Genomic DNA, 23,525 nt, shown 5'->3' on the forward strand with positions numbered 1-23,525 from the left:
GGGGAAAGTATGCACTTAATTTGACAATTCAAGCAATTAAAAAACGCCCTTAGGCGTTTTAAATATAGCTTACATCTCGTCTGGAGCTTCAACACCGAGAAGGCGAAGGGCTTCTTTGAGAACTGTTGCTGTTGCGTAGCAAAGAGCCAAACGGCTGTCACGTTCTGGGCTTTCGTCCAAGATACGTGTGTGTGCATAGTATTTGTTAAAGGCTTGGGCCAAGCTGATAGCAAATTTAGCAACGATAGATGGTTCAAAGTTGTCTGATGCACGGTTGATGATACGTGGGAAGTCTTGGATGAGTTTGATGATTTCCCAGCTTTCAACGTCGTTTAGGCTGTATGTAGCATCTGCAGATGGCGTGAAGTTAGCCTTGCGCAAGATAGATTGGATACGAGCGTGTGCATATTGAACGTAAGGTCCAGTTTCTCCCTCGAAGGATACCATAGCATCAAGGTCGAAGTCGTAACCATTCATACGGTCTGTTTTAAGGTCATAGAACTTGATAGCTCCGACACCGACAGCATGGGCAACAGCTTCCTTGTTAGGCAAGTTTGGATTCTTAGCTTCGATTTGAGCTTGGGCACGGTTAACAGCTTCAGCAATTGTTGGCTCAAGCAAGATAACGTTACCTTTACGAGTTGACAATTTCTTACCGTTCTTAGTTACAAGACCAAAGGCAACGTGAGTCATGTCGTCAGACCAGTCGTAGCCCATTTCTTTAAGAACAGCTTTCAACTGTTTGAAGTGAGCAGATTGTTCATTACCAACCACATAGATGGCTTTGGCAAAGTCGTAAGTACGTTTACGGTAGAGGGCAGCAGCCAAGTCACGTGTGATGTAGAGTGTCGCACCATCTGATTTTTTGATGAGGGCTGGGTGTTCGATACCGTATTTTTCAAGGTTAACTACTTGGGCACCTTGAGATTCTTGGAGAAGTCCTTTTTCTGTCAAGATGTCAACGACTTCATCCATCTTATCATTGTAGAAGGCTTCACCATTGTAGCTATCAAAAGAAACACCGAGTTCATCGTAAAGACGGTTGAATTCCACCAAGCTTTCGTCACGGAACCATTGCCAGAGGGCAGTTGCTTCCTCGTCACCAGCTTCCAATTTACGGAACCATTCACGAGCTTCTTCGTCTATAGATGGGTCTTCTTCAGCTTCGGCATTGATGCGCACATAAAGTTGAAGGAGTTCATTGATAGGGTTGGCTTTGACAGCTTCCTCGCTACCCCATTTCTTATAGGCAACAATCAGCATACCAAACTGTTTACCCCAGTCACCCAAGTGGTTGATGCGGACTGGTTTGTAGCCTTGTTTAGCTACGATGTTGGCAAGAGCATCAGCGATAACTGTTGAACGCAAGTGACCGATAGAGAAAGGTTTAGCAATGTTAGGACTAGACATATCAAAGGCAATATTACGTCCGTGACCGATGTTTTGGTCAGCGTAGTGGCTACCTTGAGCGATGACTTGTCCAAGAACGTCCGCTGAGATTTTTGATTTATCAAGGAAGAAGTTGATGTAAGGACCAACAGCTTCAACTTTTTCAAAGTTTGAGGCATCGATTTTTTCAGCGATGTCTGCTGCAATCATTTGAGGAGCCTTGCGCAAGACTTTAGCCAATGAGAAGGCAGGAAAGGCGAGGTCTCCCATATCAGCATTTTTAGGGGTTTCAAGCAGATTTTGAATGTTTTCTTGTTCCAATTCAGGAACAACTTTGGCAATTTCTGCTGCAATGAGTTCTTTAGTATTCATAGGTACTCCATTTCAAATCTTGTCATTCATACCTATTTTACCATTATTTTAGTTAATAGGGTAGGGACAAGAAAGCATCAATTAGGAAGTATTTCATGAAAGAATACCACTGTTATCGGTTAGAATAAGCCCCCCCTTGAAAACAAAGGGTCTGTAACTGCTAATTCATATTCTAATTTCAATTTGCTTACCTTTTTGCTTACTTTTAGATAGATTTTAGTGCTTGCTCATAAAATGACGTCGCTTTTTTAGCGTTCTCTTTTGATAAGTGACTGTATGTGTCCATAGTCATTGAAAGAGTAGAATGTCCTAGGCGGTGTTGCAACTCCTTATAAGGAATACCCGAATTAAGGAGCAAACTAGCATGAGTATGCCGAAAACCGTGGAAACCTATGTTATTTACCCCTGCTTTTTTAAAATGCGACCTAAGTCGGCTCAATGCTGATTTAGAACTTGGATAGGTTTTGATGAAATCAGAGAATACCACTGTTTCAGTCCTACCTAGTTTCCAAGCCTCTTGAGTTTGCTTGCGTTGGTATCTTTTCATCATAGTTGCGGTTTGTTGATCTATGTCGATATCTCGGTAACCAGATTTTGATTTTGGACTGTTTAACTCCAGTTCACAGTTTAAAGTCTTTGTTATATGGACAACCGAATTATCAAGGTCAATATCAGACCATGAGAGAGCCAAAGCCTCGTTAATACGGCAACCCGTAGCAAGTAAGAACTTATATAGCGTGATATCATAATAATTTTTATATTTAGTGTTATCCAAGCTATCAAGGTAGGTAAGAAATTGTTTTAGCTCATCATTATTAAAATGCTTAACTTTGGCTTTCTTATCCTTTTGAGTGTTTCTAGGCAAAACAACGTTATTAGCTGGGTTAGTGGGAATAACTTGTAAAACCACTCCATACTGTAATATACGTTTATTAAGGGTGTGAATTTTGCCGTAATGAAGATAAGCGCCAACCTCACCAGTATTTGTACTGTTTGCCAGCTTATTCATAGTGGACTGAATTAAAGGCGTGGTTAGTTTATCTAGTTTAAACTCACCAAACAACGGTAAAACATGGTTGTTTAAGAGCCCTTTTTGTGTCATTCTTGTGTTAGCTTTAACTGTATTCTTGTAGCTATCCCACCATGAAATAGCTAACTCCTCGTATGTTTCTATTGCTACTTCTTTGTAGCGTGTTGATCCATTAGCTTTAAAATCAAATTGTGCTTGCTGGATTTTGGTTTTTAGTTCTTTCTTTGTCCTAGCGGTTACTTTGGTTGTAACTTTCTTACCAGTGATTACATCAACACCAAGATATACATTAGCACGATAGACGGTTGACCCGTCTTTTTTCTTTATCTCGTTAATTTTCATGATAAACCTTTCTAAACATCAGCAGGCAAGCCATATTATATCGGGTTTAGATTGGTTTATATCATGCTAGAGCTTCACTGATTGCCTCTATTTGTTAGGGTGATAAATTACTTAGAATTCTGATCAACGGACAGAGCAATTTTTAATTTTATATCTTCAGTAATCTCGTCAAAAATTACGATTGAAGTAATGATTTCTTTCAGTAGTTGTTCATCAATTAGGTGCATAGCTAACCACAGGACAATATTTTCCATCTCTTGTAGAAAATAATCTGTTAAATAGTCATAACCGTTTAATTTCAAGAAATATGTACCGAAAGCTAAACTAGAACGTTTATTTCCGTCTCTGAACATATGAAACATAGCAGTTGCAAAAATTAAGCGAGTCAGCTTCTCTTCAAAGGTGGGATAATAATCATCATTCTTAATATGTGAAAAGACACTTTCCAACCGTCCTTTATCAAGAGTTCCAGGCAATCCGCCGCTTATTGCAATGACCATATCATCATGAATTTTAATAGCCTCTTTTGTAGAAAAGTATAAAATATTTGGTTCTGTCATGTTTTACTTATCCTTTAACCGAAGAAATATATCGCGATGCTCTTGAATCTGTTTTTCGAGTGATTTACTTTGTTCTCCTAAGAATTTTTCAAAGTCTTCCTCTGAAACTGGTGCAATATACTCTTCTAGTTGGGTATGTAATGCATCTCTAAAATTTAGGTCACGACTAGCCATTTTTGTTCGAGCATCGTGTAATAATGGTTCAAACAAAGCATGTTTGGATAAAGTAATTATAATGTTTTTAGCTTCTTCAAAGGTAAGTAACTTACCTTTTTGTTTATAATGGGTCTCGATTTCTTGAGCTATTCCGTTCTCAAAACTAGCAATTAAAAGTAATACTTCAGAATAAAGTGTATTTCGGACATTGTCACTTTGATTTAATTTTAAAATTTTTCGATATTCTGAAGCGTTTTCTCTAAAAATAGCTTTGTAAATAACATTTGTTAAATGGGCGTATTTATATTGGTTTCCCTCGACAAATTCACCGACTGAGTTGGTGAATTTTTTTCTTGCGGTATTTTCTTTAAGTGCACTAGTTAAGTAATTACTATCACGTTGATTTATATATGTAACGTTTCCTCCAGTTTTTTCTGCAAGTACGTTTATCACAATATCAATAATTCTAGTACGAATTTGTTTAGCTGTATCACTTGTTGTTAGCAACATTGCAAAATTAAGTAACACGCGAAACGTTGATACACCAAGGTTTCGTGTAGTCTGACCGACATTGATGTCGGTCAGTTGAGAACTTTTCTTGAATTTTGCTAATCGTTTGCCTGTTAATACTTCAAATCCATTATCTTTTAATTCTTGTGAGTGGTTTTCTATAATTCTTTCAATAGTTCTTGTAGTTACTCCAAAAAAATTTGCAATTTGTTGATTTGTATAATAATATTTATTTTCAAATTTTATTCCCGTAATACCAAATTCTTTTTCAGCTTGTTTTATAGCTACAGAATTGTTTAAAATATTTTGTCTTTCTATTTGTGAGGTTGTCAGATCAGTCATAATTTCTCCTTATTTTCGAGTTAATTTGTGGCAATTTGCCAATAACTCCTGATATTCCAAGAGTTTTATTTTATTTTTGTGTCGTTAGGGTATATTAGAAAATCTTGAACCACGAGCGAACAACGAGAAACCACGCGCTTCAGTCCAAATTGCTCTTTTAAGGGAGCCGAAAGTGCCGATTTTATGTTTAGACAAAATGCTTTAATTTTAAGAAAAATTTGCAGAAAGCCTACAACAGTGGTCTTTCTTGTATTAAAACGTTTGCTTAGATATTTGCTAGACTGATTCCATAGCCATTGTCATGGATAATATGGAGTGTTCCAGTCGGTGCTAGAGTTCTTTAAGATATTCCAGAGTTAAGTAACAAACTAGCGTGTCAGTTAGAACTTAAGTAAACAGATAATAAAGTTCGAGTGAAGTTAGAGAGATAGCTTAATTGGACTTTTCCATAGTCGATATACGATAATCAACCAACTTTTGGAAAAACTTTCTAAGAGCAATGATTTGAGGATATGAAAGAAATTCAAGACTACCTCCACCAACGAAAAAGTTGGTTAAAAAATTACCAGCGGCAACCCATTCAGCTCTATTTAAAACATCAGTATAAGCTCGATTGGCATTATCCCCGTTTGGTATTTTATCTAAAATACACTTCACTCCTACAATCATTGTGTAAATGTTATCTTCTTCTCGTCCGTCGCTTGTATTGAAAGTTATGATTTCATAACACTCATGGATACAATCTTTATTAGGATCGTACAAAATATCACTTAACGACGGAAATTGGAATGGTACAGTAGCAGTTTTACCTTTTAAGAGAACGCTAGGGGTAATCTTTCCAAGTTTAGCAATTTTTAAAAGATTAGATTTATTTGGTAAGTTTCTACCTTTCTCCCAATTATTTACCGTCCCTTTACTTGTATCAAAACGCTTACCGAATTCTTCCATAGACTCCCCTAGGGAAAGCCTTATATCTTTAATTCTCAAACCAACTTGTTTTTTATTTGTCTCCATAAATAAATACCTCAATGTAATTATAGTTGTTTTTACTCTAAAAGTAAACAAAAGTATTGACATAATAAAAAGATAAGTTTATTATTAAAGTATGCAGAAGTAAAGGAGGTGAAGAAATGAACAAAGACAAAGTAAGAGGATATCGGAATATGCTAGGTTTAACGCAAGCTCAGTTAGGCGATAGACTTGGTATGACAAAGCAAACGTATCATAATAAAGAAGTTGGTAAAAATGCTTTTACCGACGAAGAAAAAAGGAATTTTAAAGAGTTGCTACTCCCCCAATTCCCAGATATTACTATTGATGATATATTTTTTTAAAACAAAAGTATGCAAAAGTAAACAAAAAAGGCTCAGCAGTCGCCAAACTCATAAGCCTTTAAACATTCATAACTAAAACACAACACACTGGCAGGCAAGCCATATTATGTCGGGTTTTAGAACACTTATAAAGATACCTCAATTATACCATGAATTGCTGGTATCGTGTACCCCTACTTAGAGCGCTACCTCTTAAAAATGGAATAACATCACAGAAAAAAACAAGGTCTAACCAGTAATTTAAACATAAACGAGGTAAAGAAAATGAGTAAAAAAACAAAGAATAACACACTTACAGTAAAACAAAGTAACAAGCTAGGAAATGATCTAACCAATATCATGTCTGGTTTACAAGCACTACGCCACCACGCTAACACTCTTATGATCGCAAAGCACGCAGGGGCAGATAATGGGATACTACGCAATGAAATGGATAACTTTCTTGAAACAGTCTTTGATATGGTAGAAATTTATTCTAACGACCTAGATAGAGTTGCGTTTTACCTACTCGAATGTGATAACCCCGAGGAATTAAGAGCATACGAGACAGAGGAAAAAGGAGTGTAAATCATGGTTACTGAATTGAATTTATCTGCAAGCCAGTCTATTGTCCTAGCTATCATTTTAATGCTTGGCCTAACCGTTTTATGGCTTAAAAAGAGTTATTTTCAGCTCGATATAGAGCCTAAAACTGATAGCGTGACAGATAACACCACGCGCAACGTGGGCACACGCTACGGGGCGTATATTCAATCACAAGGCAACTATTACAACTAGAAAGGCGCGTGCTATGACTGAAATTATTGACCTTTTTGGACGGAATAAAGAGCTAGAAACACTAAGCGAAACTCTAGTTACAATTACGGATATGGAAGATACGGATACGGACGTTGTTCCGGAAATTGTCAAGATCATTAATCAACTACTGGATATCATTAAAACACAACAACAATCTATAGAGAACTTAGCTTGTATAGCAGAGAAAACAATACAACTAGAAAGAGGTGTAAATGAAACAAAATAGACTACAAGAGGCAGAAATGGCAGTTTTAGCAACCCTTAAGAAAGGACGTGCTAACGCTACGACTGGCGGAGAGATAGCCACTATCACGGGTTACAACTCCCGTCTAGTATCTAGTGCAATCAGTGACCTAGTTATTCGCTATGGTGTTCCTATCATTGGTGTTAGGGTTGGTATTCGTAGCGGTTACTATATCGCAGAAACCAAAGAGGAACTATTAGAGGGGCTTGTATCTCTAAAAAACCAAGTCAAGAACGAGCAGAAAAGGCTCGACGTTCTAATGTCTATTGAAGACGTGACTGCATACGAGAAAACATTAGAGAGGGGCTAATATGCAAGTTCTAAGTGAAGAATACCAAAAAGAGCTTGCCCAAGGGGTTATATCAGTATTAGATAAAGCCCTAGAGGGCTATTCTAAGCTCGATAAACACCAGTTAGGGCTGATCACTGCCCAGCAAGCAATGGACGAGCTAGGACTTAAATACAATACCCTAAGACGCTGGGAAGAGGCTGGGCTTAAACGCTATCAGCTACCAGTGGAAGACACGCGAAAGGTATATTATCGTGTCAGTGATATTCTAGCGTTTTTAGGAGTGTATAACTAGAAAGAGGGTGCAAGTATGCCTATCTATGAAAGCAAGGGGTTTGGGAATGACTTAAATTTATACGATAAAAAAGCACCCTTTGACTATATCGCAACTTTTAGACCTAGGAGAGTGCCACAAGGTACAAATATAGACGATTTTAAGCGCAGTTCAGCCCCTACTGTATTGCTGGGTGGGTGAAACGAGACGAGAACGGCAACTACAAACGCAATAATGCTAGTTTGGTTTACCGTAATTTGATTTTCTTGGACTATGACGAGCTAGAGGCTAACATAGACTTTCCTAGCGTTGTCGAGAACGCCTTACATGGCTATTCTTATATCATTTACCCAACTATTAAGCACACAAAAGAAAAGCCACGTTATAGGCTTGTGGTGAAACCTAGCGACGCAATGAATGAGCAGACCTATAGGCAGACTGTCCAAGAGATAGCAAGTAAAATCGGGCTACCTTACGACAGTACAAGCCTAACATGGTCGCAGTTACAAGGCTTACCAGTAACCACTGGAGACCCTGCTGACTATGAAAAGATTGTAAATAGAGGGAGTGACTATCCCGTAGCAAATACAGTTACGGCTAGTCAGAAACCACACTATCACACACCACGCCCAATCGGTAATAAAACAATCACCATGCGCGTGCTTGATACCCTATTACATGGCTTTGGTGACGAGGGCGGGCGTAATGTTGCGGTAACTAGGTTTGTAGGGTTATTACTATCAAAGTGGGTTGATGCTGACGTAGCCACTGCCTATGAACTAACAACCATAGCGAATAGCGTTACAGATAACCCGTTATCAGAGCAAGAGCTGGAACGGACTTTTGAAAGTATCGTTAAGGCAGAAATCAGAAAGAGAGGTGTCAATGGAAATTAATATTGAGGAATTGCAAGAACAACTTAACGAAAGCAAGGCTATTGAGCCACCTAAGTCTATGAAAGAGGTACTAGACCGTATCTATCAAGCTGGTGAGCTATGGCGCAAGGAACACGCAGAGACCGTTGGTAGAGGAAATGATGGTTTGGGTGTCAAAATTCCACTGCCACCTATTCATACGGTTGCTAAAGAGTTGAGCAAAATTGCAACGTTTACCTTTATTACCAAGTCTAACACCGCTGATAATAGCTTGCTCTATCTGTATAATCTCGACGAGGGTATCTATACCGCTAGCACAGACGAGTTCAATGTTTTGTGTAAGACGTTTGATAATAGAATAAAACCAAACGACTGGAAACAAATCAAAATGATGGTACGTACCATGACGAAGATAAGAAAACCGCTAGAAAGTGCTAACTTAGTACCAGTACAGAATGGTATCTTAGACTTGAAAAACAAACAACTACGACCATTTGACCCTAAGTATATTATTACCAGCAAGATAGCCACTGCTTACAATCCGCCTAAGTTTATCCCTAAGGATAGAGAGGGGAACACGTTTGATGATTGGTTAAGTTCTATTGCTTGTGGTGATAGTGAGCTAATAACCCTCTTTTGGCAAATTATCCTAGAGGCTATCAACCCAAACTATACTCGTAACAAGTTCGCTATTTTATATGGTGACGGTAACAATGGTAAAGGAACATTTCAGCGCTTGCTTATCAATCTAATCGGTGAAAGTAACGTGTCAGCTTTAAAACCTGCACAGTTTAGCGACAAATTCAATCTTGAAACGCTTGTAGGTAAGGTGTGTAATATTGGTGATGAAGCACCAAACGACTACTTAAAAAACCCGTCTGATCTAATGAGTATTACCAGTGGTGACACTGTACTGGTTAACCCAAAAGGAAGACCAGCCTTTGAAGCGACTTTCAAGCTCTTTAACATCTTTTCGGGGAACTATATCCCTAATGGTGGGAATAAAACCAAGGGTTGGTATCGTCGTATTATGATTGTACCGTTTAATGCAGACTTTAACGGTCAAACTGAAAAGCCTTGGATTAAGAACGAGTTCCTAGCAGATAAAGCCGTCTTAGAATATGTTTTGTATAAAGCCGTTAATCAAGAGCCTTTCACACAATTTATTGAGCCTAAAGTAGTCAAAGACTTGTTAGAGGAATATCAAGAAGATAATAATTATTTGCTTGATTTTATCAAAAACGAATACATTCCTAAAGGTTGGCATGAATTAGAAATTGTACCAGTCTTTCTAGCCATGAAACGCCTAAGAGAGTACGCCGAAGATATGGGAATACAAAAGCCGAATTTATACGGTGCAGGGAAAGACATCGCTAGAAACCTACGAAACTTAACCCCACACAACTATGTTGTTAAAAAGGCAAGGGCAAAAGCGAGTGATATCAAAACTTTAGACCCCAATGAATTTGATAAAAAAAAGCTAAGTAATGCACAACGCTCCATCGTCAAAGAAAAATAATGTTCCCTTGTTCCTTTGTTGTTCCATAGTTTGCATAACAAGGGAACACCCTTAAACGCTTGATACATAAGGGGTTAGACATATTCTGTTCCTTTGTTCTCTTCTTTATAATGTTTATAATATAAATATATATGATAGTTATATATATAAGAGAATAGAGAAAAGAATGGAACAAGGGAACAACACCCCTTAAACCCTTGCTACTACTGGTCTCGTATATGTTCCCAACAATGGAACAAAGAGGAACAACAATGGAACAAATAGCAAAAGTTTACATAATTTATCTTAAAACAAGAAAGAGAGACTAAAAATGACTGAAAACCACTACCTAGAGCAAGCGGAAAAAGACAGACTGGAACTTGAACAGTACCGCTTAAATTATATGGCTGATGATACACCTATTGAGCCTAGCGGTATTCCTAAACTAATGGAAATAGCTAAAAAGTTACAAGCAGAGGATACCAGTCTGAACATTTATGAACTGTATAAGCACCCAGAAGCGCGTGCTAAACTATTCTCACAGATAACTGAAGCTTGTTATATGGCTTTGAATGCTACACCGACACAAGCCCAAAGAGTGGCATTTTGCGACTATCTAGAACAGCAATACGAAAACACCTTAAAGAAAATGATTGCCAGCACAGACAAACAGGCACTAGGTGAGTTACTAGATTTGTTAGAGCTACCAGCAGAGATAGAAAGCCAGTTTATCCGAGATATGGCAGTCAGTGGGATACTAGCCGAAGATTGAACAGAAATGAAGCGCTTGGGTTATCTGAGCGCTTTTAAAAAGTTGAAAAAAGTTGATATAAAATGCCCTAATTGTTGGAAAATGTCGGAATAAAACACTACTATATTATTGGAAAATATGGGAATGAAAACCCTAAATGTTAGAAAATACTAGAATATAAAAGTATATAGTGGCGCGTGGTATAAGAATGTTGAGAAATGTTGATATAAAACCCCTCTATAACGCCCATAGCACGCCCTAGACAAAGAATAGTCCGATAACATTCGGGCTATTTTAAATGCACCCCCCCGCCCCTATATTGCCGTCTGGAGAGCCACGACAAGGTGTTGTCTTACATCACGCACATTTTTTTACAGTTTTTTATAGGGTGTCTATACCAATTTATACTGAGGTTTGCTAACATTTTCGCTATAATAGAATTACAAAAAAGATACGTATTTTTCTGTATCAATTACGAATAGAATATAAAAGGAGGTTGTTTTAGAAAAAACTTTTTCTTCCGTTTTGTCCAACCGTTGGACAAATTTGTAAGCGAGGTAACAAAATGCTAACCTATGATGAATTTAAAGAGGCTATGGACAATGGTTTTATTAAAGGTGATACTGTCCAGATTGTCCGAAAGAATGGTAAGATACATGACTACGTTTTGGACGGTGAACGAGTTGAGCCACACGAAACATTGAGTTTAGAAAAGGTATCAGATATAATAAAGGAACTAGGCGAGGACAACTAAAAAAGCACCTTACTGGTGCTAGTTCCTTGCCTGCTAAACTCGTAAAGTGACTAATGCCTCAATATGTTGCCACGTTGCAACATTTAGGGGCGAGTTCTCTTGAATATTAAACTTATAAATTGATTGATACCCTAACGGGTATTTTTTTGCTTTCCTTTTTGCTAACTCCCGTGGTAAGCAAACGGCAACTTAAGGGGGATGAATTACTAAAATAGCTCACAAAATCGCTTTGTTATCAGTCTAATAAAACCTATGAAAAAGGGGTTGATATTCCATGAAAAAATACAAAAATTCTGTTATAATATGCAAAGAATATACATAAAAAGAGGAAAGATAATGAAGAGAGATCGTCAAGCTGTTATCAAACAGATGATTTCAAGAGATAAGATTGGGACACAAGAGGAAATTAAGCAACGCCTAGAGGCGGAAGGTATCACGGTTACTCAGGCTACCTTGTCACGTGACTTGCGTGAGATTGGCCTCTTGAAGCTTCGTGATGAAGAAGGCAGACTATACTATAGTTTGTCTGAGCATGTGCTTCCAAGTTTGGATCCTACGGTTAAGGACTATGTTAAATCAGTTTCCCGTGCTCAGTTTATGCTGGTCCTCCACACAGAGTTGGGTGAAGCTGATGTTTTGGCCAACTTAATTGACAGTGATGGCAACCCTGAAATTTTAGGAACTGTTGCTGGCGCAGATACTCTATTGGTAATCTGTAAGGATGCTGTGGTTGCTGAAAAACTGGAAAGCGAGTTTCACTGATGAACACTCCTCATCAGGATCTCCAAAAAGCCAAAGAAGAGTTAATTGACCTCCTCAAACACCATGAGGCGGTTCTTGCTTTTCAAGAGTCTGAGAAGGCCATTGGACAGGTCCCTCAAATCAGTCATCTGGCTGGACAGATGAAGGCTTATCAACAAGAAGCGGTGCTTTTTCAAAAAATCGAGAAACAACGTGCCTATGAGGAGGCAGGTGAGCAAGCAGATTTGATTCAGCATGAGTTGGAAAATTTGCCTATTGTTCAGGACTACCGCCAAAAAATGCAGGATGCCAGTGACTTGGTCCAATATGTGACCAAGTCTATCGAAGAAAGGATTAACGAGGAGTTAAGACATGGCTAAGGAAAAAATATCTCCAGGAATGCAGCAGTATTTGGATATCAAGGAAAATTATCCAGATGCTTTTTTGCTCTTCCGTATGGGCGATTTTTACGAATTATTTTACGAGGATGCCGTTAAGGCTGCCCAGATTTTGGAAATTAGCCTAACCAGTCGTAATAAGAACGCCGATAATCCCATTCCTATGGCTGGTGTTCCTTATCATTCAGCTCAAGCCTATATTGATGTCTTGGTTGAGATGGGTTACAAGGTAGCCATTGCTGAGCAGATGGAGAATCCTAAACAGGCTGTTGGTGTGGTTAAGCGTGAGGTGGTTCAGGTTATCACGCCAGGGACAGTGGTTGACAGTTCTAAACCTGATAATGCCAACAATTTCTTGGTAGCCATTGACAAGGCTGGAAGTCGTTTTGGTCTGGCCTATATGGATGTGTCAACGGGTGAATTTTTTGCGACAGAGTTGGACGATTTCAGTTCAGTTTGTAGTGAAATTCAGAACCTTAAGGCACGTGAAGTAGTAGTTGGTTATGATTTACCTGAAGCTGATGAACAAGTTTTGGTGAAGCAACTCAACCTTCTACTTTCCAAGGAAACAGAGGTTTACGATGATGTCCACTTGATTGACACTAGCTTGACAGACTTGGAAAGCAGTGTAGCGGGTAAACTTCTCCAGTATGTGCACCGTACTCAGATGCGCGAGCTTAGCCATTTACAAAAGGCTCAGCACTATGAGATTAAGGATTACTTGCAGATGTCCTATGCGACCAAGTCAAGTTTGGATTTGTTGGAAAATGCTAGAACAGGTAAGAAACACGGTTCTCTTTTCTGGCTCTTGGATGAAACCAAGACAGCTATGGGAATGCGTCTCTTACGAACTTGGATTGACCGTCCTTTAGTGAATCAGGCTGCCATCATGGAGCGTCAGAATATTATCCAAGTTTTCTTGGACAATTTCTTCGAGCGTAGTGATCTGACTGAGAGTCTTAAAGGGGTTTACGATATTGAGCGCCTGGCCAGTCGTGTTTCCTTTGGAAAGGCTAATCCTAAAGATTTGATTCAGCTAGGTCATACCCTAGCTCAGGTTCCAGTTATTAAGGCGATTTTGGAGTCTTTTGATGACGAGGCCTTGTCACGTCTTTTACAAGAGCTAGATGCTCTGCCAGAATTAGAGAGTCTGATTCGGTCGGCTATTGATCCCGATGCTCCTGCAACCATTACAGAAGGTGGCATTATCCGTGCTGGTTTTGATGAGACCTTGGACAAGTATCGCAAGGTGATGAGTGAGGGGACATCATGGATTGCGGATATCGAAGCCAAGGAACGTGAAGCGTCTGGTATTACAACACTAAAAATTGATTATAACCGTAAAGATGGTTATTACTTCCATGTGACCAACTCTAACCTTAGCTTGGTTCCTGACCATTTCTTCCGCAAGGCAACCCTGAAAAATTCAGAGCGTTTTGGAACTGCTGAGTTGGCTAAGATTGAAGGTGAAATGCTAGAGGCACGTGAAAAGTCATCAACGCTAGAGTATGATATTTTCATGCGTGTCCGTGAGCAGGTGGAACGCTATATTGATCGTTTGCAATCTTTGGCTAAGGCTATTGCGACAGTCGATGTGCTTCAGAGTTTGGCAGTTACAGCAGAGACTAATCATTATGTTCGTCCTGTGTTCAATGATGAGCATCGTATCGTTATTGATCAAGGCCGTCATGCGGTGGTTGAGAAGGTTATGGGCGTTCAGGAATACATTCCAAACACGATTACCTTTGACAGTCAGACCAATGTTCAGCTCATCACAGGACCAAATATGAGTGGTAAATCTACTTATATGCGTCAGTTGGCCTTGTCAGTCGTTATGGCTCAGATGGGGTCTTACGTACCAGCAGATAGTATTGATTTGCCAGTTTTTGACGCCATCTATACACGTATTGGTGCTGCAGATGACTTGATTTCAGGTCAGTCGACCTTCATGGTTGAGATGATGGAGGCTAATCAGGCCATTAAGCGGGCAACACCTAATTCCTTGATTATTTTTGATGAGTTGGGACGTGGGACAGCCACCTATGATGGTATGGCTTTGGCCCAGTCTATCATCGAGTTTATTCATGACAAGGTGGGGGCTAAAACCATGTTTGCTACCCACTATCATGAGTTGACAGCCCTGTCAAATACTTTGACACACCTTGTCAACGTTCATGTGGCGACACTTGAAAAGGACGGAGAGGTGACTTTCCTTCACAAGATTGTCGATGGCCCAGCCGATAAATCTTATGGTATTCATGTGGCTAAGATTGCAGGTTTACCAGCAGATTTACTGGAACGTGCTGACACCATCTTGACACAATTAGAGGGCGAGACAGTTACCATCCAACCTCAGGAAAAGGTATCGCCTCAAGAGAAGCCTGCCACTGAAACGCATATTAACGAGCAAATCTCACTCTTTGATGATTTTACTGAAAATCCGGTTCTTCAAGAGTTACGTGATTTGGATATTTACAATATGACACCGATGCAGGTCATGATGGCTGTAGCAGATTTAAAACAGAAACTATAAAAGAAGCTTGTCATTGACAGGCTTCTTGTCTTTTATAGGTGTTTCAATTCTTGGTTGAGTTGTTCAATATCCTTTTTCATTTTCCAATAAGAGAAGACCCAAACGAGGAGATAGATAAAGCTGAATTCAATGACTAGCTCCAAGTAGAAAGTTAAACGTAGAGGGAACCATCCGCTGAGGGTAGCTAGTGGAATGAAACCTAGACAGGTCAAGGCGTAGTGAGTGAGGGTTGCACGAAGCAAACTCCATTCAGCCTTACGGAAAATATAACTAGCGACTTCAAAGAGGATACCGATAGCAAACCAAGTGATGAGGCAGTAGGCCAATACCAAAGATCCGTGAACCTGATGTGACGTCATCCATTGTCCAATAGCTGAATGAGGATTAAGAGGCATGTAGCTTGGTGCCCAGATAAGAGACATAATCATGGATACGGCAAGTCCGATAAGGATGCCCTTTGTGCCTGATTTAAAAAGTTGCTTTTTCATTGTAATTTCTCCTTTATTGCTTTGAGGTAACGGCGTGATGAGTAGGTGGTTTCCTTGTTTTTAAGGTGAATTTCAACGAGGCCGTTAGGAGTAATGTTGAAGTGTTCAATTTCTTTGAGGTTGACAATCTCTGATTGTGAGATTTTGATAAAGTAAGATGGCAGTTTTTCTAAAACTTGATAGAGACGTAAGCCTAAGTGGTACTCTCCTTGAATAGTTTCAGCTAGAACTTGACGATTTTCGATGTAAATTCTGGAAATAGCATTAGACTCGATGAGATAGGTTTCGCCATCTTTTTTTCCTTTGAGTCGTTGGTTATCATCCAAAGATTCGACAAACTCGACCACTTGCTGAATCTTGGGCGTTCGACTAGGTGCTTGAATCTGCAACGTTTCTTCTTGAAATACCGAGTCAATCTGAACTTTTAGTTTCATAACTATCCTTTCTTATTTGTAATTGAGGAGGCCTCCTCCCTTTCACACCTTTATTAAACACTATTTACTAGCCCACAGCAACAGCGTTTGTCTATGTGGTCCTATGTGGTGTCTAAGTGGTTGAAAATATTTTCGAAAACCCCTATACTTAATGAAAACGTACTGACGAGGTAATCACATGAAATCTATAACGAAATGGCTAGCAGGAATTTTTCTTGCCTGCAGTCTAATTTTGAGCTTTTCTACACCTTTTGAAAAGGCACTAACACTGAACTTGCTTTTGCTTTATTTCTTTGTTAAGCAGTTTATGGATTCGACAAGCTCACCCAAAACCTACCAATGGATTTTCCAAGTCACCTACCTCTTGATTTTTTCTGGGCTCATTTGGTTCAACCTTCGTCATGGGGATATGATTGTTATAGCTACAGCCTTATCTTGGCTAACAGTTGTGTGTGAGTTATGGCTTTATAGGAAGCATCAGTAACAGTTAGAAACAATGTTCTATCAACCTTTTAGAAGGGAAAATAATAATTATGCCAAAAATCATCGAATTGCCTGAGGTGTTAGCCAACCAGATTGCTGCTGGTGAGGTCGTAGAGCGTCCAGCCAGTGTTGTTAAAGAGTTGGTGGAAAATGCTATTGATGCAGGTAGCACCCAGATTACCATTGAAGTTGAAGAATCAGGCCTCTCAAAAATTCAAATCACAGACAATGGCGAAGGAATGGCTCAAGCTGATGTGGCCATGAGTTTGCGCCGTCATGCAACAAGTAAAATCAAAAATCAAGGAGATCTCTTTCGTATTCGAACCCTTGGTTTTCGAGGTGAGGCCCTCCCCTCTATAGCTTCTATCAGTTACTTAACTATTGTGACAGCAGCGGATGGAGAAGCCTACGGGACTAAACTGGTTGCCAAAGGTGGAGAAATTGAGAGTCAGGATCCTATTTCAACACCGGTTGGAACAAAGATTACCGTTGAAAATCTATTTTATAACACCCCAGCTCGTCTCAAGTATATGAAGAGTTTACAGGCTGAGTTGGCTCATATTGTCGATGTTGTCAATCGTCTGAGTCTAGCTCATCCCGAGGTTGCCTTTACCTTACTTAATGATGGTCGTCAGTTGACACAGACATCAGGTACTGGAGACCTCCGTCAAGCTATTGCTGGTATTTATGGTTTGACAACGGCTAAAAAAATGGTGGAGATTTCAAATTCTGACCTTGATTTTGAAGTTTCTGGATATGTTAGTCTCCCTGAGTTGACCCGTGCAAATCGTAACTACATCACGATTCTCATTAACGGACGTTATATTAAAAACTTCCTGCTTAACCGTGCTATTTTTGATGGATATGGCTCTAAACTCATGGTAGGACGCTTCCCTATTGCAGTTATTGATATTCAGATTGATCCTTACTTGGCCGATGTCAATGTTCACCCAACAAAGCAGGAAGTACGTATCTCTAAAGAAAAAGAGCTCATGGCCCTTATCAGCTCAGCCATTGCTCAAAGCCTTAGAGAGCAGGATTTGATTCCTGATGCCCTTGAAAATCTAGCCAAGTCTAGTACCAGAGGTGCAGCTAAGCCAGTTCAAACCAGTCTTCCACTCAAACAAACCAATCTTTACTATGATAGCAGTCGTAATGATTTCTTTGTCAAACCAGAGACAGTCCAAGAAGATATCAAACCTCTTGTATTAGAGTCAGAGTCTCCAGTTTCATCGGTAGAAAATAAACCGCAACCTTCTGTTAAACAGGCACAACGTTCAGTAGATGAAGGTGATAGCGAACACGAAAAACTTGATTATAAAAACAAGTCGAAAATGAAGCGCATGCTTGAAACTCTGGACAATGAGGAAACATCAACCTTCCCTGAATTAGAGTTTTTTGGTCAAATGCATGGAACCTATCTCTTTGCGCAAGGACAAGGCGGACTTTACATCATTGACCAGCATGCTGCCCAAGAACGTGTCAAGTATGAGTACTATCGCGAAAAGATTGGTGAGGTTGACAGCAGTTTACAGCAGCTTTTGGTTCCCTATCTCTTTGAATTTTCAGGTTCAGACTACATTAGTTTACAAGAAAAAATGTCCCTTCTTAACCAGGTTGGTATCTATTTAGAGCCTTATGGGAACAACACTTTCATTCTTCGTGAACATCCTATCTGGATGAAGGAAGAAGAGATTGAATCAGCGGTCTATGAAATGTGTGACATGCTTCTTTTGACGAATGAAGTGTCTGTTAAGACCTACCGTGCTGAGTTGGCCATCATGATGAGTTGTAAACGTTCAATCAAGGCCAATCATGCTCTTGATGATTACTCTGCGCGTGACCTCCTAGTACAGCTTGCACAGTGTAAAAATCCCTACAATTGCCCTCACGGACGTCCAGTACTTGTCAACTTTACCAAGTCTGATATGGAAAAAATGTTCCGTCGTATCCAAGAAAATCATACAAGTCTACGTGACCTAGGGAAGTATTAAAACTTTTTTCGGTCTTGCTTTACGAATAGGAATGTTAGATTTATAATAGTGGTGAAGATGAGGAATCTTCTAATGTTTTAGCGGATCATTGTAGGATGATTGCCTGATTTTTAAGTTAGGAGGTATAGTGATGAGACACCTAACAAAAACTAACAAACACTTTTTACTTGTTGGCTTAACATTTTTAGCGACTAGCTTGATTTTCTATATTTTGGCCTGGTTAGGTCAACCAAGTTTGGAGAATACTCTCGTAAATGTTTCTAGCATTGCCTTTACTTTAGGCGTTGTAACATATATTCTATTAGGCCTGAAGATGATTACAGATACTTTAAAGACGAGTAGTCATCCTTAAAATAGAGCAAACAGAATCCACTTTCGAGTGGATTTTTTGTTACAATAGTACAGCAGTGCTTGAGATGACAAAATAAACACTCAAGACAATTATCTTACAAGTATAAAATGATAAAGCAAACCATTGAAGAAACGAACGAGAAAGGAAATCACACGCCATGTATGATTACATCAAGGGAACTCTAGTGAAAATTACCGCCAAGTATATTGTTATAGAAGCAAACGGCTTAGGTTATATTGTCACTGTAGCGAATCCATATAGTTTTTCTGACCAAATGAATCAGACTATCCAAGTCTATCTTCATCAGGTTATTAGAGACGATGCCCACCTTCTTTTTGGTTTCCATACTGAAGATGAAAAAGAGGTCTTCCTTAAGCTTATTTCAGTTTCTGGAATAGGTCCGACGACTGCCCTAGCCATTGTTGCTGTAGATGATAATCAAGGCTTGGTTGCTGCTGTTGATAATAGTGACATCAAGTACTTGATGAAGTTTCCAAAGATTGGTAAAAAGACAGCTCAACAAATGGTTCTGGACTTAGCAGGGAAATTTGCAGAGTTACCAACAGAAACGACCAAGACGACACCAAGTCAACCTGAAGGAAATCATCAGTTGGATGAGGCTATGGAAGCTTTGCTTGCTCTTGGTTATAAAGCTGCAGAACTTAAGAAAATCAAGGCCTTCTTCGAAGGAACTAATGAAACGGCAGAGCAATACATTAAATCGGCTCTTAAGATGTTGATGAAATGAGGTAAGCAATGGTCAATCGTTGTCGTTGGGTTCCAACAAACAATAAATTATATTGTGATTATCATGACAAGGAGTGGGGAAAACCTATTGGTGATGACCAAAAACTTTTTGAGCTTCTATGCTTAGAAAGTTATCAGTCAGGGCTTTCTTGGTTAACCGTTTTAAATAAAAGACAGGCCTTTAATCGTGTTTTTCATGACTATGATATTGAGCGTGTTGCCCAGTTTAGCCTAAGTGAACTTGAAGATGCGCTTCAAAATCCAGACATCATTAGGCACAAACTTAAGCTAGAAGCAACCGTAAATAATGCCAAACAAGTACTAAAAATCCAAGATGAATTTGGCTCACTGTCCCATTATTTTTGGCATTTCTTTGACGGAAAGCCCTTGATAAATAATGTACCCACATATAAGGATGTCCCATCATCAACTGACTTATCCCAACAGATTGCCAAAAACCTAAAAAAGAGAGGGTTCAAATTTTTAGGACCGACTACTATATATTCATTTTTACAAGCCGCAGGATTTGTGAATGATCATGAAAACAACTGTGACTTCAAATAAATGAGTAGATTTGATTGACAAGACGAGAAAAACATGTTAGTTTATAAACGAACATGTTTTTGAGATTATTTTACGAATAGTAATATAGGTGAACCAATGAAAGCTGAATTGATTGCAGTAGGAACTGAAATCCTAACCGGGCAAATCACCAATACCAATGCCCAATTTTTATCTGAGAAACTAGCTGAACTAGGAATTGACGTGTATTTTCACACAGCAGTAGGAGACAATGAAAGCCGCCTACTTTCAGTTCTTGATCAAGCCAGTCAGCGTAGTGATTTAGTCATACTTTGTGGTGGACTTGGCCCTACTGAGGACGACCTAACCAAGCAAACACTGGCTAAATTTTTAGGAAAAGAACTCGTTTTTGATGAGGAGGCTAGTAAAAAACTGGATAGTTTCTTTGCTACTCGTCCTAAACACACACGAACGCCTAATAATGAACGTCAAGCACAAATTGTTGAGGGAGCTATTCCCTTGCAAAACCCGACAGGTCTTGCAGTTGGAGGGATTATTACTGCTCAAGGGGTGACCTATGTAGTCTTACCTGGTCCACCAAGTGAACTCAAACCTATGGTGAATCAAGAACTTATTCCAGCTCTTACTGAGAATCACTCAAGTCTTTATTCGAGAGTCCTAAGATTCTTCGGCGTTGGAGAAAGTCAATTAGTGACTGTTCTGAAGGATTTTATTGTTAACCAAACAGATCCAACCATAGCTCCATATGCTAAAGTGGGGGAAGTAACACTTCGCTTGTCAACAAAGGCTTCTTCGCAAGAAGAAGCAGATCAAAAACTAGATGTTTTAGAGAAACAAATTCGTTCGACTAAAACTCTAGATGGAAAATCCTTATCTGATTTCATTTATGGATATGGAGAGTCTAATAGTTTAGCCTTTGAAGCTTTTCGCTTGCTTAAGCACCACGGCAAGACTATCACTGCAGCTGAAAGCCTAACAGCAGGTTTATTTCAGGCTAGTATTGCTGATTTTTCAGGGGCCTCACAAGTATTTAAAGGTGGATTTGTTACTTATAGCATTGAAGAAAAAGCTAAAATGTTGGATATTCCCTTGTCGCAACTAGAAGAACATGGTGTTGTCAGTCATTTTACTGCAGAAAAAATGGCTGAAGGTGCTCGAGCTAAAACAGATAGCGATTATGGAGTTGCACTTACCGGTGTAGCTGGACCAGATTCATTAGAAGGACACCCAGCAGGTACGGTATTTATTGGTATTGCTGATAGGAATCAAGTAAGGTCAATCAAGGTTGTTATAGGTGGAAGAAGTCGTTCTGATGTTAGATATATTAGTACCCTCTATGCCTTTAACCTAGTTCGCCAAGCTTTATTACAAGAAGACATGATTTAAGTTTGTCTTTAACTATAGAAAGAAGAGGAAAATAAGTGGCTAAGAAAACAAAGAAAACAGAAGAAATTACAAAGAAATTTGGAGATGAGCGTCGTAAAGCACTTGACGATGCTTTAAAGAATATTGAAAAAGATTTTGGTAAGGGTGCGGTTATGCGTCTTGGTGAGCGTGCAGAGCAGAAAGTTCAAGTTATGAGTTCAGGCTCGCTGGCTTTGGATATTGCTCTTGGTGCAGGTGGTTATCCTAAAGGTCGTATTATCGAAATTTACGGACCAGAATCATCAGGTAAGACAACTGTAGCCCTCCATGCTGTTGCTCAAACACAAAAAGAAGGTGGAATTGCTGCCTTTATCGATGCAGAGCATGCCCTTGACCCTGCTTATGCGGCAGCCCTAGGTGTTAATATCGATGAACTTCTTTTGTCACAACCTGATTCAGGTGAACAAGGTCTCGAAATTGCTGGTAAGCTGATTGACTCAGGTGCAGTTGATTTGGTTGTTGTTGACTCAGTTGCAGCCTTGGTACCTCGTGCAGAAATTGATGGAGATATTGGTGATAGCCATGTCGGACTTCAAGCGCGTATGATGAGTCAAGCCATGCGAAAACTTTCTGCTTCTATCAATAAAACAAAAACAATTGCTATTTTCATTAACCAATTGCGTGAAAAAGTTGGTATTATGTTTGGTAATCCAGAAACAACTCCTGGTGGACGTGCTCTAAAATTCTATGCATCAGTACGTCTTGATGTACGTGGAAATACGCAAATCAAAGGGACTGGCGATAAAAAAGACCAAAATGTTGGTAAGGAAACTAAAATTAAGGTTGTTAAAAACAAGGTTGCTCCACCATTTAAAGAAGCCTTTGTTGAAATTATGTATGGTGAAGGGATTTCACAAACAGGTGAGCTTGTAAAAATCGCTAGTGACTTAGGCATTATTCAAAAAGCTGGAGCATGGTTCTCATACAATGGAGAGAAGATTGGTCAAGGGTCTGAAAATGCTAAAAAATATTTGGCAGATCATCCAGATATTTTTGAAGAAATTGATCATAAAGTACGTGTACACTATGGTTTGATTGAACCAGATGAAGAGGATATTGTTGAAGAAGCACAAGTTGAAGAAACATCTGATGAACTTGTTTTAGACCTAGATTCAACCATTGAAATTGAAGAATAAGTGTAAAAGAGCCGACGAGCTCTTTTTTCTTTGTTTTAATCTAAATAAAAAGGGTCTATGATAATTGAAAAAGTCCTCAAGATTCAAAATAGGTCGCTAGACCGATTTCTTAAATCAAGGACAGTGATAAGATAATAGTATCATGTGACAGAAAGAGAGAATTAACATGATTAAGATTTATACAATCTCAAGTTGTACAAGTTGTAAAAAAGCAAAGACATGGTTGAACAACCATCAACTTCCTTATAAAGAACAAAACCTTGGTAAAGAACCACTTACAAAAGAAGAAATCTTAAACATCCTATCTAAAACAGAGAATGGTGTTGAGAGTATTGTTTCATCAAAAAATCGCTATGCTAAAGCTCTAAATTGTGATATCGACGAGCTCAGTGTCAGTGAGGTGATTGATTTGATTCAAGAAAACCCAAGAATCTTGAAGAGCCCAATCTTAATTGATGATAAGAGATTGCAAGTGGGTTATAAGGAAGATGATATCCGTGCTTTCTTACCACGTTCAATAAGAAATGTCGAAAATTCACAAGCACGCATGCGCGCAGCTCTATAAAAAAGTAAAAAAGGAGATACTTGCGATCTTCTTTTTACGTTTACTCTGGCATAGAAAATAAGTATTGACATTAGTTCACAAACTTGATAGACTAATAAAGTCTTAAGGAAATGTCCAGTAACAAAAAGTTTGAAAAAACTTTAAAAAAGTTATTGACAAGACAGGTCA

General features: G+C 39.0%; 27 protein-coding genes and 1 pseudogene. 21 read left to right on the forward strand and 7 right to left on the reverse strand.

The window, feature by feature from the left end; genetic code table 11:
• Positions 1–69: 69 nt before the first annotated feature.
• The 5 genes from argS to HMPREF2697_RS10715 form a co-directional block, all read right to left on the reverse strand.
• Positions 70–1,761 (reverse strand): arginine--tRNA ligase, encoded by a 1,692-nt coding sequence (gene argS / locus HMPREF2697_RS08070; protein WP_013989907.1) that lies wholly within the window; start codon positions 1,759–1,761, stop codon positions 70–72.
• Positions 1,762–1,966: 205 nt separating this feature from the next.
• Entirely contained in the window at positions 1,967–3,133 is a 1,167-nt protein-coding gene (locus tag HMPREF2697_RS08075) for a tyrosine-type recombinase/integrase (protein WP_070850306.1), read from the reverse strand.
• Between the two features lie 107 nt (positions 3,134–3,240).
• Positions 3,241–3,693: a type II toxin-antitoxin system death-on-curing family toxin gene (locus tag HMPREF2697_RS08080; protein ID WP_070850308.1), complete on the reverse strand. Its 453-nt coding sequence runs from the start codon at positions 3,691–3,693 to the stop codon at positions 3,241–3,243.
• Positions 3,694–3,696: 3 nt separating this feature from the next.
• Positions 3,697–4,701 carry a DNA-binding protein gene (locus tag HMPREF2697_RS08085; RefSeq protein ID WP_070850310.1) on the reverse strand — a complete coding sequence of 335 codons (1,005 nt, stop codon included), beginning with the start codon at positions 4,699–4,701 and terminating at the stop codon, positions 3,697–3,699.
• Positions 4,702–5,133: 432 nt separating this feature from the next.
• The gene (locus tag HMPREF2697_RS10715) at positions 5,134–5,715 is read right to left on the reverse strand and encodes a helix-turn-helix domain-containing protein (protein WP_083319683.1); all 582 of its coding nucleotides are present in this window, start codon (positions 5,713–5,715) and stop codon (positions 5,134–5,136) included.
• Positions 5,716–5,831: 116 nt separating this feature from the next.
• On the opposite strand from HMPREF2697_RS10715, the gene HMPREF2697_RS08095 reads away from it, so the two are divergent.
• The 13 genes and pseudogenes from HMPREF2697_RS08095 to mutS all read left to right on the forward strand — a co-directional run bounded on the left by HMPREF2697_RS08095 (position 5,832) and on the right by mutS (position 15,190).
• Positions 5,832–6,035 carry a helix-turn-helix transcriptional regulator gene (locus tag HMPREF2697_RS08095; protein WP_070850312.1) on the forward strand — a complete coding sequence of 68 codons (204 nt, stop codon included), beginning with the start codon at positions 5,832–5,834 and terminating at the stop codon, positions 6,033–6,035.
• Positions 6,036–6,299: 264 nt separating this feature from the next.
• Positions 6,300–6,602 carry a hypothetical protein gene (locus tag HMPREF2697_RS08100; RefSeq protein ID WP_070850314.1) on the forward strand — a complete coding sequence of 101 codons (303 nt, stop codon included), beginning with the start codon at positions 6,300–6,302 and terminating at the stop codon, positions 6,600–6,602.
• Between the two features lie 3 nt (positions 6,603–6,605).
• Positions 6,606–6,812 carry a hypothetical protein gene (locus HMPREF2697_RS08105; RefSeq protein ID WP_070850316.1) on the forward strand — a complete coding sequence of 69 codons (207 nt, stop codon included), beginning with the start codon at positions 6,606–6,608 and terminating at the stop codon, positions 6,810–6,812.
• A gap of 13 nt (positions 6,813–6,825) precedes the next feature.
• Entirely contained in the window at positions 6,826–7,059 is a 234-nt protein-coding gene (locus HMPREF2697_RS08110) for a hypothetical protein (RefSeq protein ID WP_070850318.1), read from the forward strand.
• Positions 7,046–7,387, forward strand: coding sequence for a hypothetical protein (locus HMPREF2697_RS08115; RefSeq protein WP_257375246.1), 342 nt, complete (start codon positions 7,046–7,048; stop codon positions 7,385–7,387). Before HMPREF2697_RS08110 ends, HMPREF2697_RS08115 begins: the two co-directional genes overlap by 14 nt.
• A gap of 1 nt (position 7,388) precedes the next feature.
• Positions 7,389–7,661, forward strand: coding sequence for a helix-turn-helix transcriptional regulator (locus HMPREF2697_RS08120; protein ID WP_070850320.1), 273 nt, complete (start codon positions 7,389–7,391; stop codon positions 7,659–7,661).
• Positions 7,662–7,676: 15 nt separating this feature from the next.
• Positions 7,677–8,536, forward strand: a pseudogene (locus HMPREF2697_RS08125) (primase alpha helix C-terminal domain-containing protein).
• Entirely contained in the window at positions 8,526–10,034 is a 1,509-nt protein-coding gene (locus HMPREF2697_RS08130; protein WP_070850322.1) for a DNA primase family protein, read from the forward strand. The pseudogene HMPREF2697_RS08125 and the gene HMPREF2697_RS08130 overlap by 11 nt, the downstream one beginning before the upstream one ends.
• Positions 10,035–10,344: 310 nt before the next feature.
• A complete protein-coding gene (locus HMPREF2697_RS08135; protein ID WP_070850324.1) occupies positions 10,345–10,785 on the forward strand; it encodes a hypothetical protein in 441 nt (146 codons plus the stop codon).
• 544 nt (positions 10,786–11,329) lie between these two features.
• Positions 11,330–11,518, forward strand: coding sequence for a competence regulator inhibitor paratox (locus tag HMPREF2697_RS08140; protein ID WP_021145597.1), 189 nt, complete (start codon positions 11,330–11,332; stop codon positions 11,516–11,518).
• Positions 11,519–11,851: 333 nt separating this feature from the next.
• Positions 11,852–12,280, forward strand: coding sequence for an arginine repressor (gene argR, locus HMPREF2697_RS08145; RefSeq protein WP_170314548.1), 429 nt, complete (start codon positions 11,852–11,854; stop codon positions 12,278–12,280).
• Positions 12,280–12,639, forward strand: a complete 360-nt coding sequence (locus HMPREF2697_RS08150) for a YlbF family regulator (RefSeq protein ID WP_045768434.1) — start codon at positions 12,280–12,282, stop codon at positions 12,637–12,639. Before argR ends, HMPREF2697_RS08150 begins: the two co-directional genes overlap by 1 nt.
• A 19-nt stretch (positions 12,640–12,658) precedes the next feature.
• A complete protein-coding gene (mutS, locus tag HMPREF2697_RS08155) occupies positions 12,659–15,190 on the forward strand; it encodes a DNA mismatch repair protein MutS (protein WP_373419248.1) in 2,532 nt (843 codons plus the stop codon).
• Positions 15,191–15,222: 32 nt separating this feature from the next.
• Here the strand turns inward: mutS and HMPREF2697_RS08160 are convergent, their stop codons facing one another.
• Together HMPREF2697_RS08160 and HMPREF2697_RS08165 are read right to left on the reverse strand one after the other, a co-directional pair.
• Positions 15,223–15,678 carry a DUF3021 domain-containing protein gene (locus tag HMPREF2697_RS08160; RefSeq protein ID WP_045768436.1) on the reverse strand — a complete coding sequence of 152 codons (456 nt, stop codon included), beginning with the start codon at positions 15,676–15,678 and terminating at the stop codon, positions 15,223–15,225.
• Positions 15,675–16,112, reverse strand: coding sequence for a LytTR family DNA-binding domain-containing protein (locus tag HMPREF2697_RS08165; RefSeq protein WP_045768437.1), 438 nt, complete (start codon positions 16,110–16,112; stop codon positions 15,675–15,677). Before HMPREF2697_RS08165 ends, HMPREF2697_RS08160 begins: the two co-directional genes overlap by 4 nt.
• A 178-nt stretch (positions 16,113–16,290) precedes the next feature.
• Between HMPREF2697_RS08165 and HMPREF2697_RS08170 the strand changes: the two genes are divergently transcribed.
• From HMPREF2697_RS08170 to spx, 8 genes are all read left to right on the forward strand, one after another.
• Complete coding sequence (locus tag HMPREF2697_RS08170) at positions 16,291–16,596, forward strand: hypothetical protein (protein WP_045002011.1); 306 nt, start codon at positions 16,291–16,293, stop codon at positions 16,594–16,596.
• 49 nt (positions 16,597–16,645) lie between these two features.
• Complete coding sequence (gene mutL, locus HMPREF2697_RS08175) at positions 16,646–18,589, forward strand: DNA mismatch repair endonuclease MutL (protein WP_070850326.1); 1,944 nt, start codon at positions 16,646–16,648, stop codon at positions 18,587–18,589.
• A gap of 130 nt (positions 18,590–18,719) precedes the next feature.
• Positions 18,720–18,941 carry a hypothetical protein gene (locus tag HMPREF2697_RS08180; protein WP_002886321.1) on the forward strand — a complete coding sequence of 74 codons (222 nt, stop codon included), beginning with the start codon at positions 18,720–18,722 and terminating at the stop codon, positions 18,939–18,941.
• A 157-nt stretch (positions 18,942–19,098) separates the two neighbouring features.
• Positions 19,099–19,689, forward strand: coding sequence for a Holliday junction branch migration protein RuvA (ruvA, locus tag HMPREF2697_RS08185; protein ID WP_004181981.1), 591 nt, complete (start codon positions 19,099–19,101; stop codon positions 19,687–19,689).
• 8 nt (positions 19,690–19,697) lie between these two features.
• On the forward strand, positions 19,698–20,252 hold the full coding sequence (locus tag HMPREF2697_RS08190; RefSeq protein ID WP_070439573.1) for a DNA-3-methyladenine glycosylase I: 555 nt from the start codon (positions 19,698–19,700) through the stop codon (positions 20,250–20,252).
• Between the two features lie 96 nt (positions 20,253–20,348).
• Positions 20,349–21,617: a competence/damage-inducible protein A gene (locus HMPREF2697_RS08195; protein WP_002886326.1), complete on the forward strand. Its 1,269-nt coding sequence runs from the start codon at positions 20,349–20,351 to the stop codon at positions 21,615–21,617.
• Between the two features lie 35 nt (positions 21,618–21,652).
• Positions 21,653–22,792, forward strand: a complete 1,140-nt coding sequence (gene recA / locus HMPREF2697_RS08200) for a recombinase RecA (protein ID WP_002886327.1) — start codon at positions 21,653–21,655, stop codon at positions 22,790–22,792.
• A gap of 166 nt (positions 22,793–22,958) precedes the next feature.
• A complete protein-coding gene (gene spx, locus HMPREF2697_RS08205) occupies positions 22,959–23,357 on the forward strand; it encodes a transcriptional regulator Spx (protein ID WP_002886328.1) in 399 nt (132 codons plus the stop codon).
• The last annotated feature ends 168 nt before the right edge of the window (positions 23,358–23,525 follow it).

Origin of the sequence: Streptococcus sp. HMSC064D12, from assembly GCF_001837205.1 — a bacterium.
GTDB lineage: Bacteria > Bacillota > Bacilli > Lactobacillales > Streptococcaceae > Streptococcus > Streptococcus salivarius_D.

Excerpts from the sequence above, each read along its gene's own strand:
- HMPREF2697_RS10715 (WP_083319683.1), bottom strand. The coding sequence starts at position 5,715 with ATGGAGACAAATAAAAAACAAGTTGGTTTGAGAATTAAAGATATAAGG.
- HMPREF2697_RS08115 (WP_257375246.1), top strand. The coding sequence starts at position 7,046 with ATGAAACAAAATAGACTACAAGAGGCAGAAATGGCAGTTTTAGCAACC.
- HMPREF2697_RS08170 (WP_045002011.1), top strand. The coding sequence starts at position 16,291 with ATGAAATCTATAACGAAATGGCTAGCAGGAATTTTTCTTGCCTGCAGT.
- HMPREF2697_RS08110 (WP_070850318.1), top strand. The coding sequence starts at position 6,826 with ATGACTGAAATTATTGACCTTTTTGGACGGAATAAAGAGCTAGAAACA.
- HMPREF2697_RS08120 (WP_070850320.1), top strand. The coding sequence starts at position 7,389 with ATGCAAGTTCTAAGTGAAGAATACCAAAAAGAGCTTGCCCAAGGGGTT.
- spx (WP_002886328.1), top strand. The coding sequence starts at position 22,959 with ATGATTAAGATTTATACAATCTCAAGTTGTACAAGTTGTAAAAAAGCA.
- HMPREF2697_RS08080 (WP_070850308.1), bottom strand. The coding sequence starts at position 3,693 with ATGACAGAACCAAATATTTTATACTTTTCTACAAAAGAGGCTATTAAA.
- HMPREF2697_RS08100 (WP_070850314.1), top strand. The coding sequence starts at position 6,300 with ATGAGTAAAAAAACAAAGAATAACACACTTACAGTAAAACAAAGTAAC.
- HMPREF2697_RS08150 (WP_045768434.1), top strand. The coding sequence starts at position 12,280 with ATGAACACTCCTCATCAGGATCTCCAAAAAGCCAAAGAAGAGTTAATT.
- HMPREF2697_RS08195 (WP_002886326.1), top strand. The coding sequence starts at position 20,349 with ATGAAAGCTGAATTGATTGCAGTAGGAACTGAAATCCTAACCGGGCAA.
- HMPREF2697_RS08105 (WP_070850316.1), top strand. The coding sequence starts at position 6,606 with ATGGTTACTGAATTGAATTTATCTGCAAGCCAGTCTATTGTCCTAGCT.
- HMPREF2697_RS08095 (WP_070850312.1), top strand. The coding sequence starts at position 5,832 with ATGAACAAAGACAAAGTAAGAGGATATCGGAATATGCTAGGTTTAACG.
- mutL (WP_070850326.1), top strand. The coding sequence starts at position 16,646 with ATGCCAAAAATCATCGAATTGCCTGAGGTGTTAGCCAACCAGATTGCT.
- HMPREF2697_RS08085 (WP_070850310.1), bottom strand. The coding sequence starts at position 4,701 with ATGACTGATCTGACAACCTCACAAATAGAAAGACAAAATATTTTAAAC.
- HMPREF2697_RS08075 (WP_070850306.1), bottom strand. The coding sequence starts at position 3,133 with ATGAAAATTAACGAGATAAAGAAAAAAGACGGGTCAACCGTCTATCGT.
- mutS (WP_373419248.1), top strand. The coding sequence starts at position 12,659 with ATGCAGCAGTATTTGGATATCAAGGAAAATTATCCAGATGCTTTTTTG.
- HMPREF2697_RS08180 (WP_002886321.1), top strand. The coding sequence starts at position 18,720 with ATGAGACACCTAACAAAAACTAACAAACACTTTTTACTTGTTGGCTTA.
- HMPREF2697_RS08140 (WP_021145597.1), top strand. The coding sequence starts at position 11,330 with ATGCTAACCTATGATGAATTTAAAGAGGCTATGGACAATGGTTTTATT.
- HMPREF2697_RS08135 (WP_070850324.1), top strand. The coding sequence starts at position 10,345 with ATGACTGAAAACCACTACCTAGAGCAAGCGGAAAAAGACAGACTGGAA.
- ruvA (WP_004181981.1), top strand. The coding sequence starts at position 19,099 with ATGTATGATTACATCAAGGGAACTCTAGTGAAAATTACCGCCAAGTAT.
- HMPREF2697_RS08190 (WP_070439573.1), top strand. The coding sequence starts at position 19,698 with ATGGTCAATCGTTGTCGTTGGGTTCCAACAAACAATAAATTATATTGT.
- argS (WP_013989907.1), bottom strand. The coding sequence starts at position 1,761 with ATGAATACTAAAGAACTCATTGCAGCAGAAATTGCCAAAGTTGTTCCT.
- HMPREF2697_RS08130 (WP_070850322.1), top strand. The coding sequence starts at position 8,526 with ATGGAAATTAATATTGAGGAATTGCAAGAACAACTTAACGAAAGCAAG.
- HMPREF2697_RS08160 (WP_045768436.1), bottom strand. The coding sequence starts at position 15,678 with ATGAAAAAGCAACTTTTTAAATCAGGCACAAAGGGCATCCTTATCGGA.
- HMPREF2697_RS08165 (WP_045768437.1), bottom strand. The coding sequence starts at position 16,112 with ATGAAACTAAAAGTTCAGATTGACTCGGTATTTCAAGAAGAAACGTTG.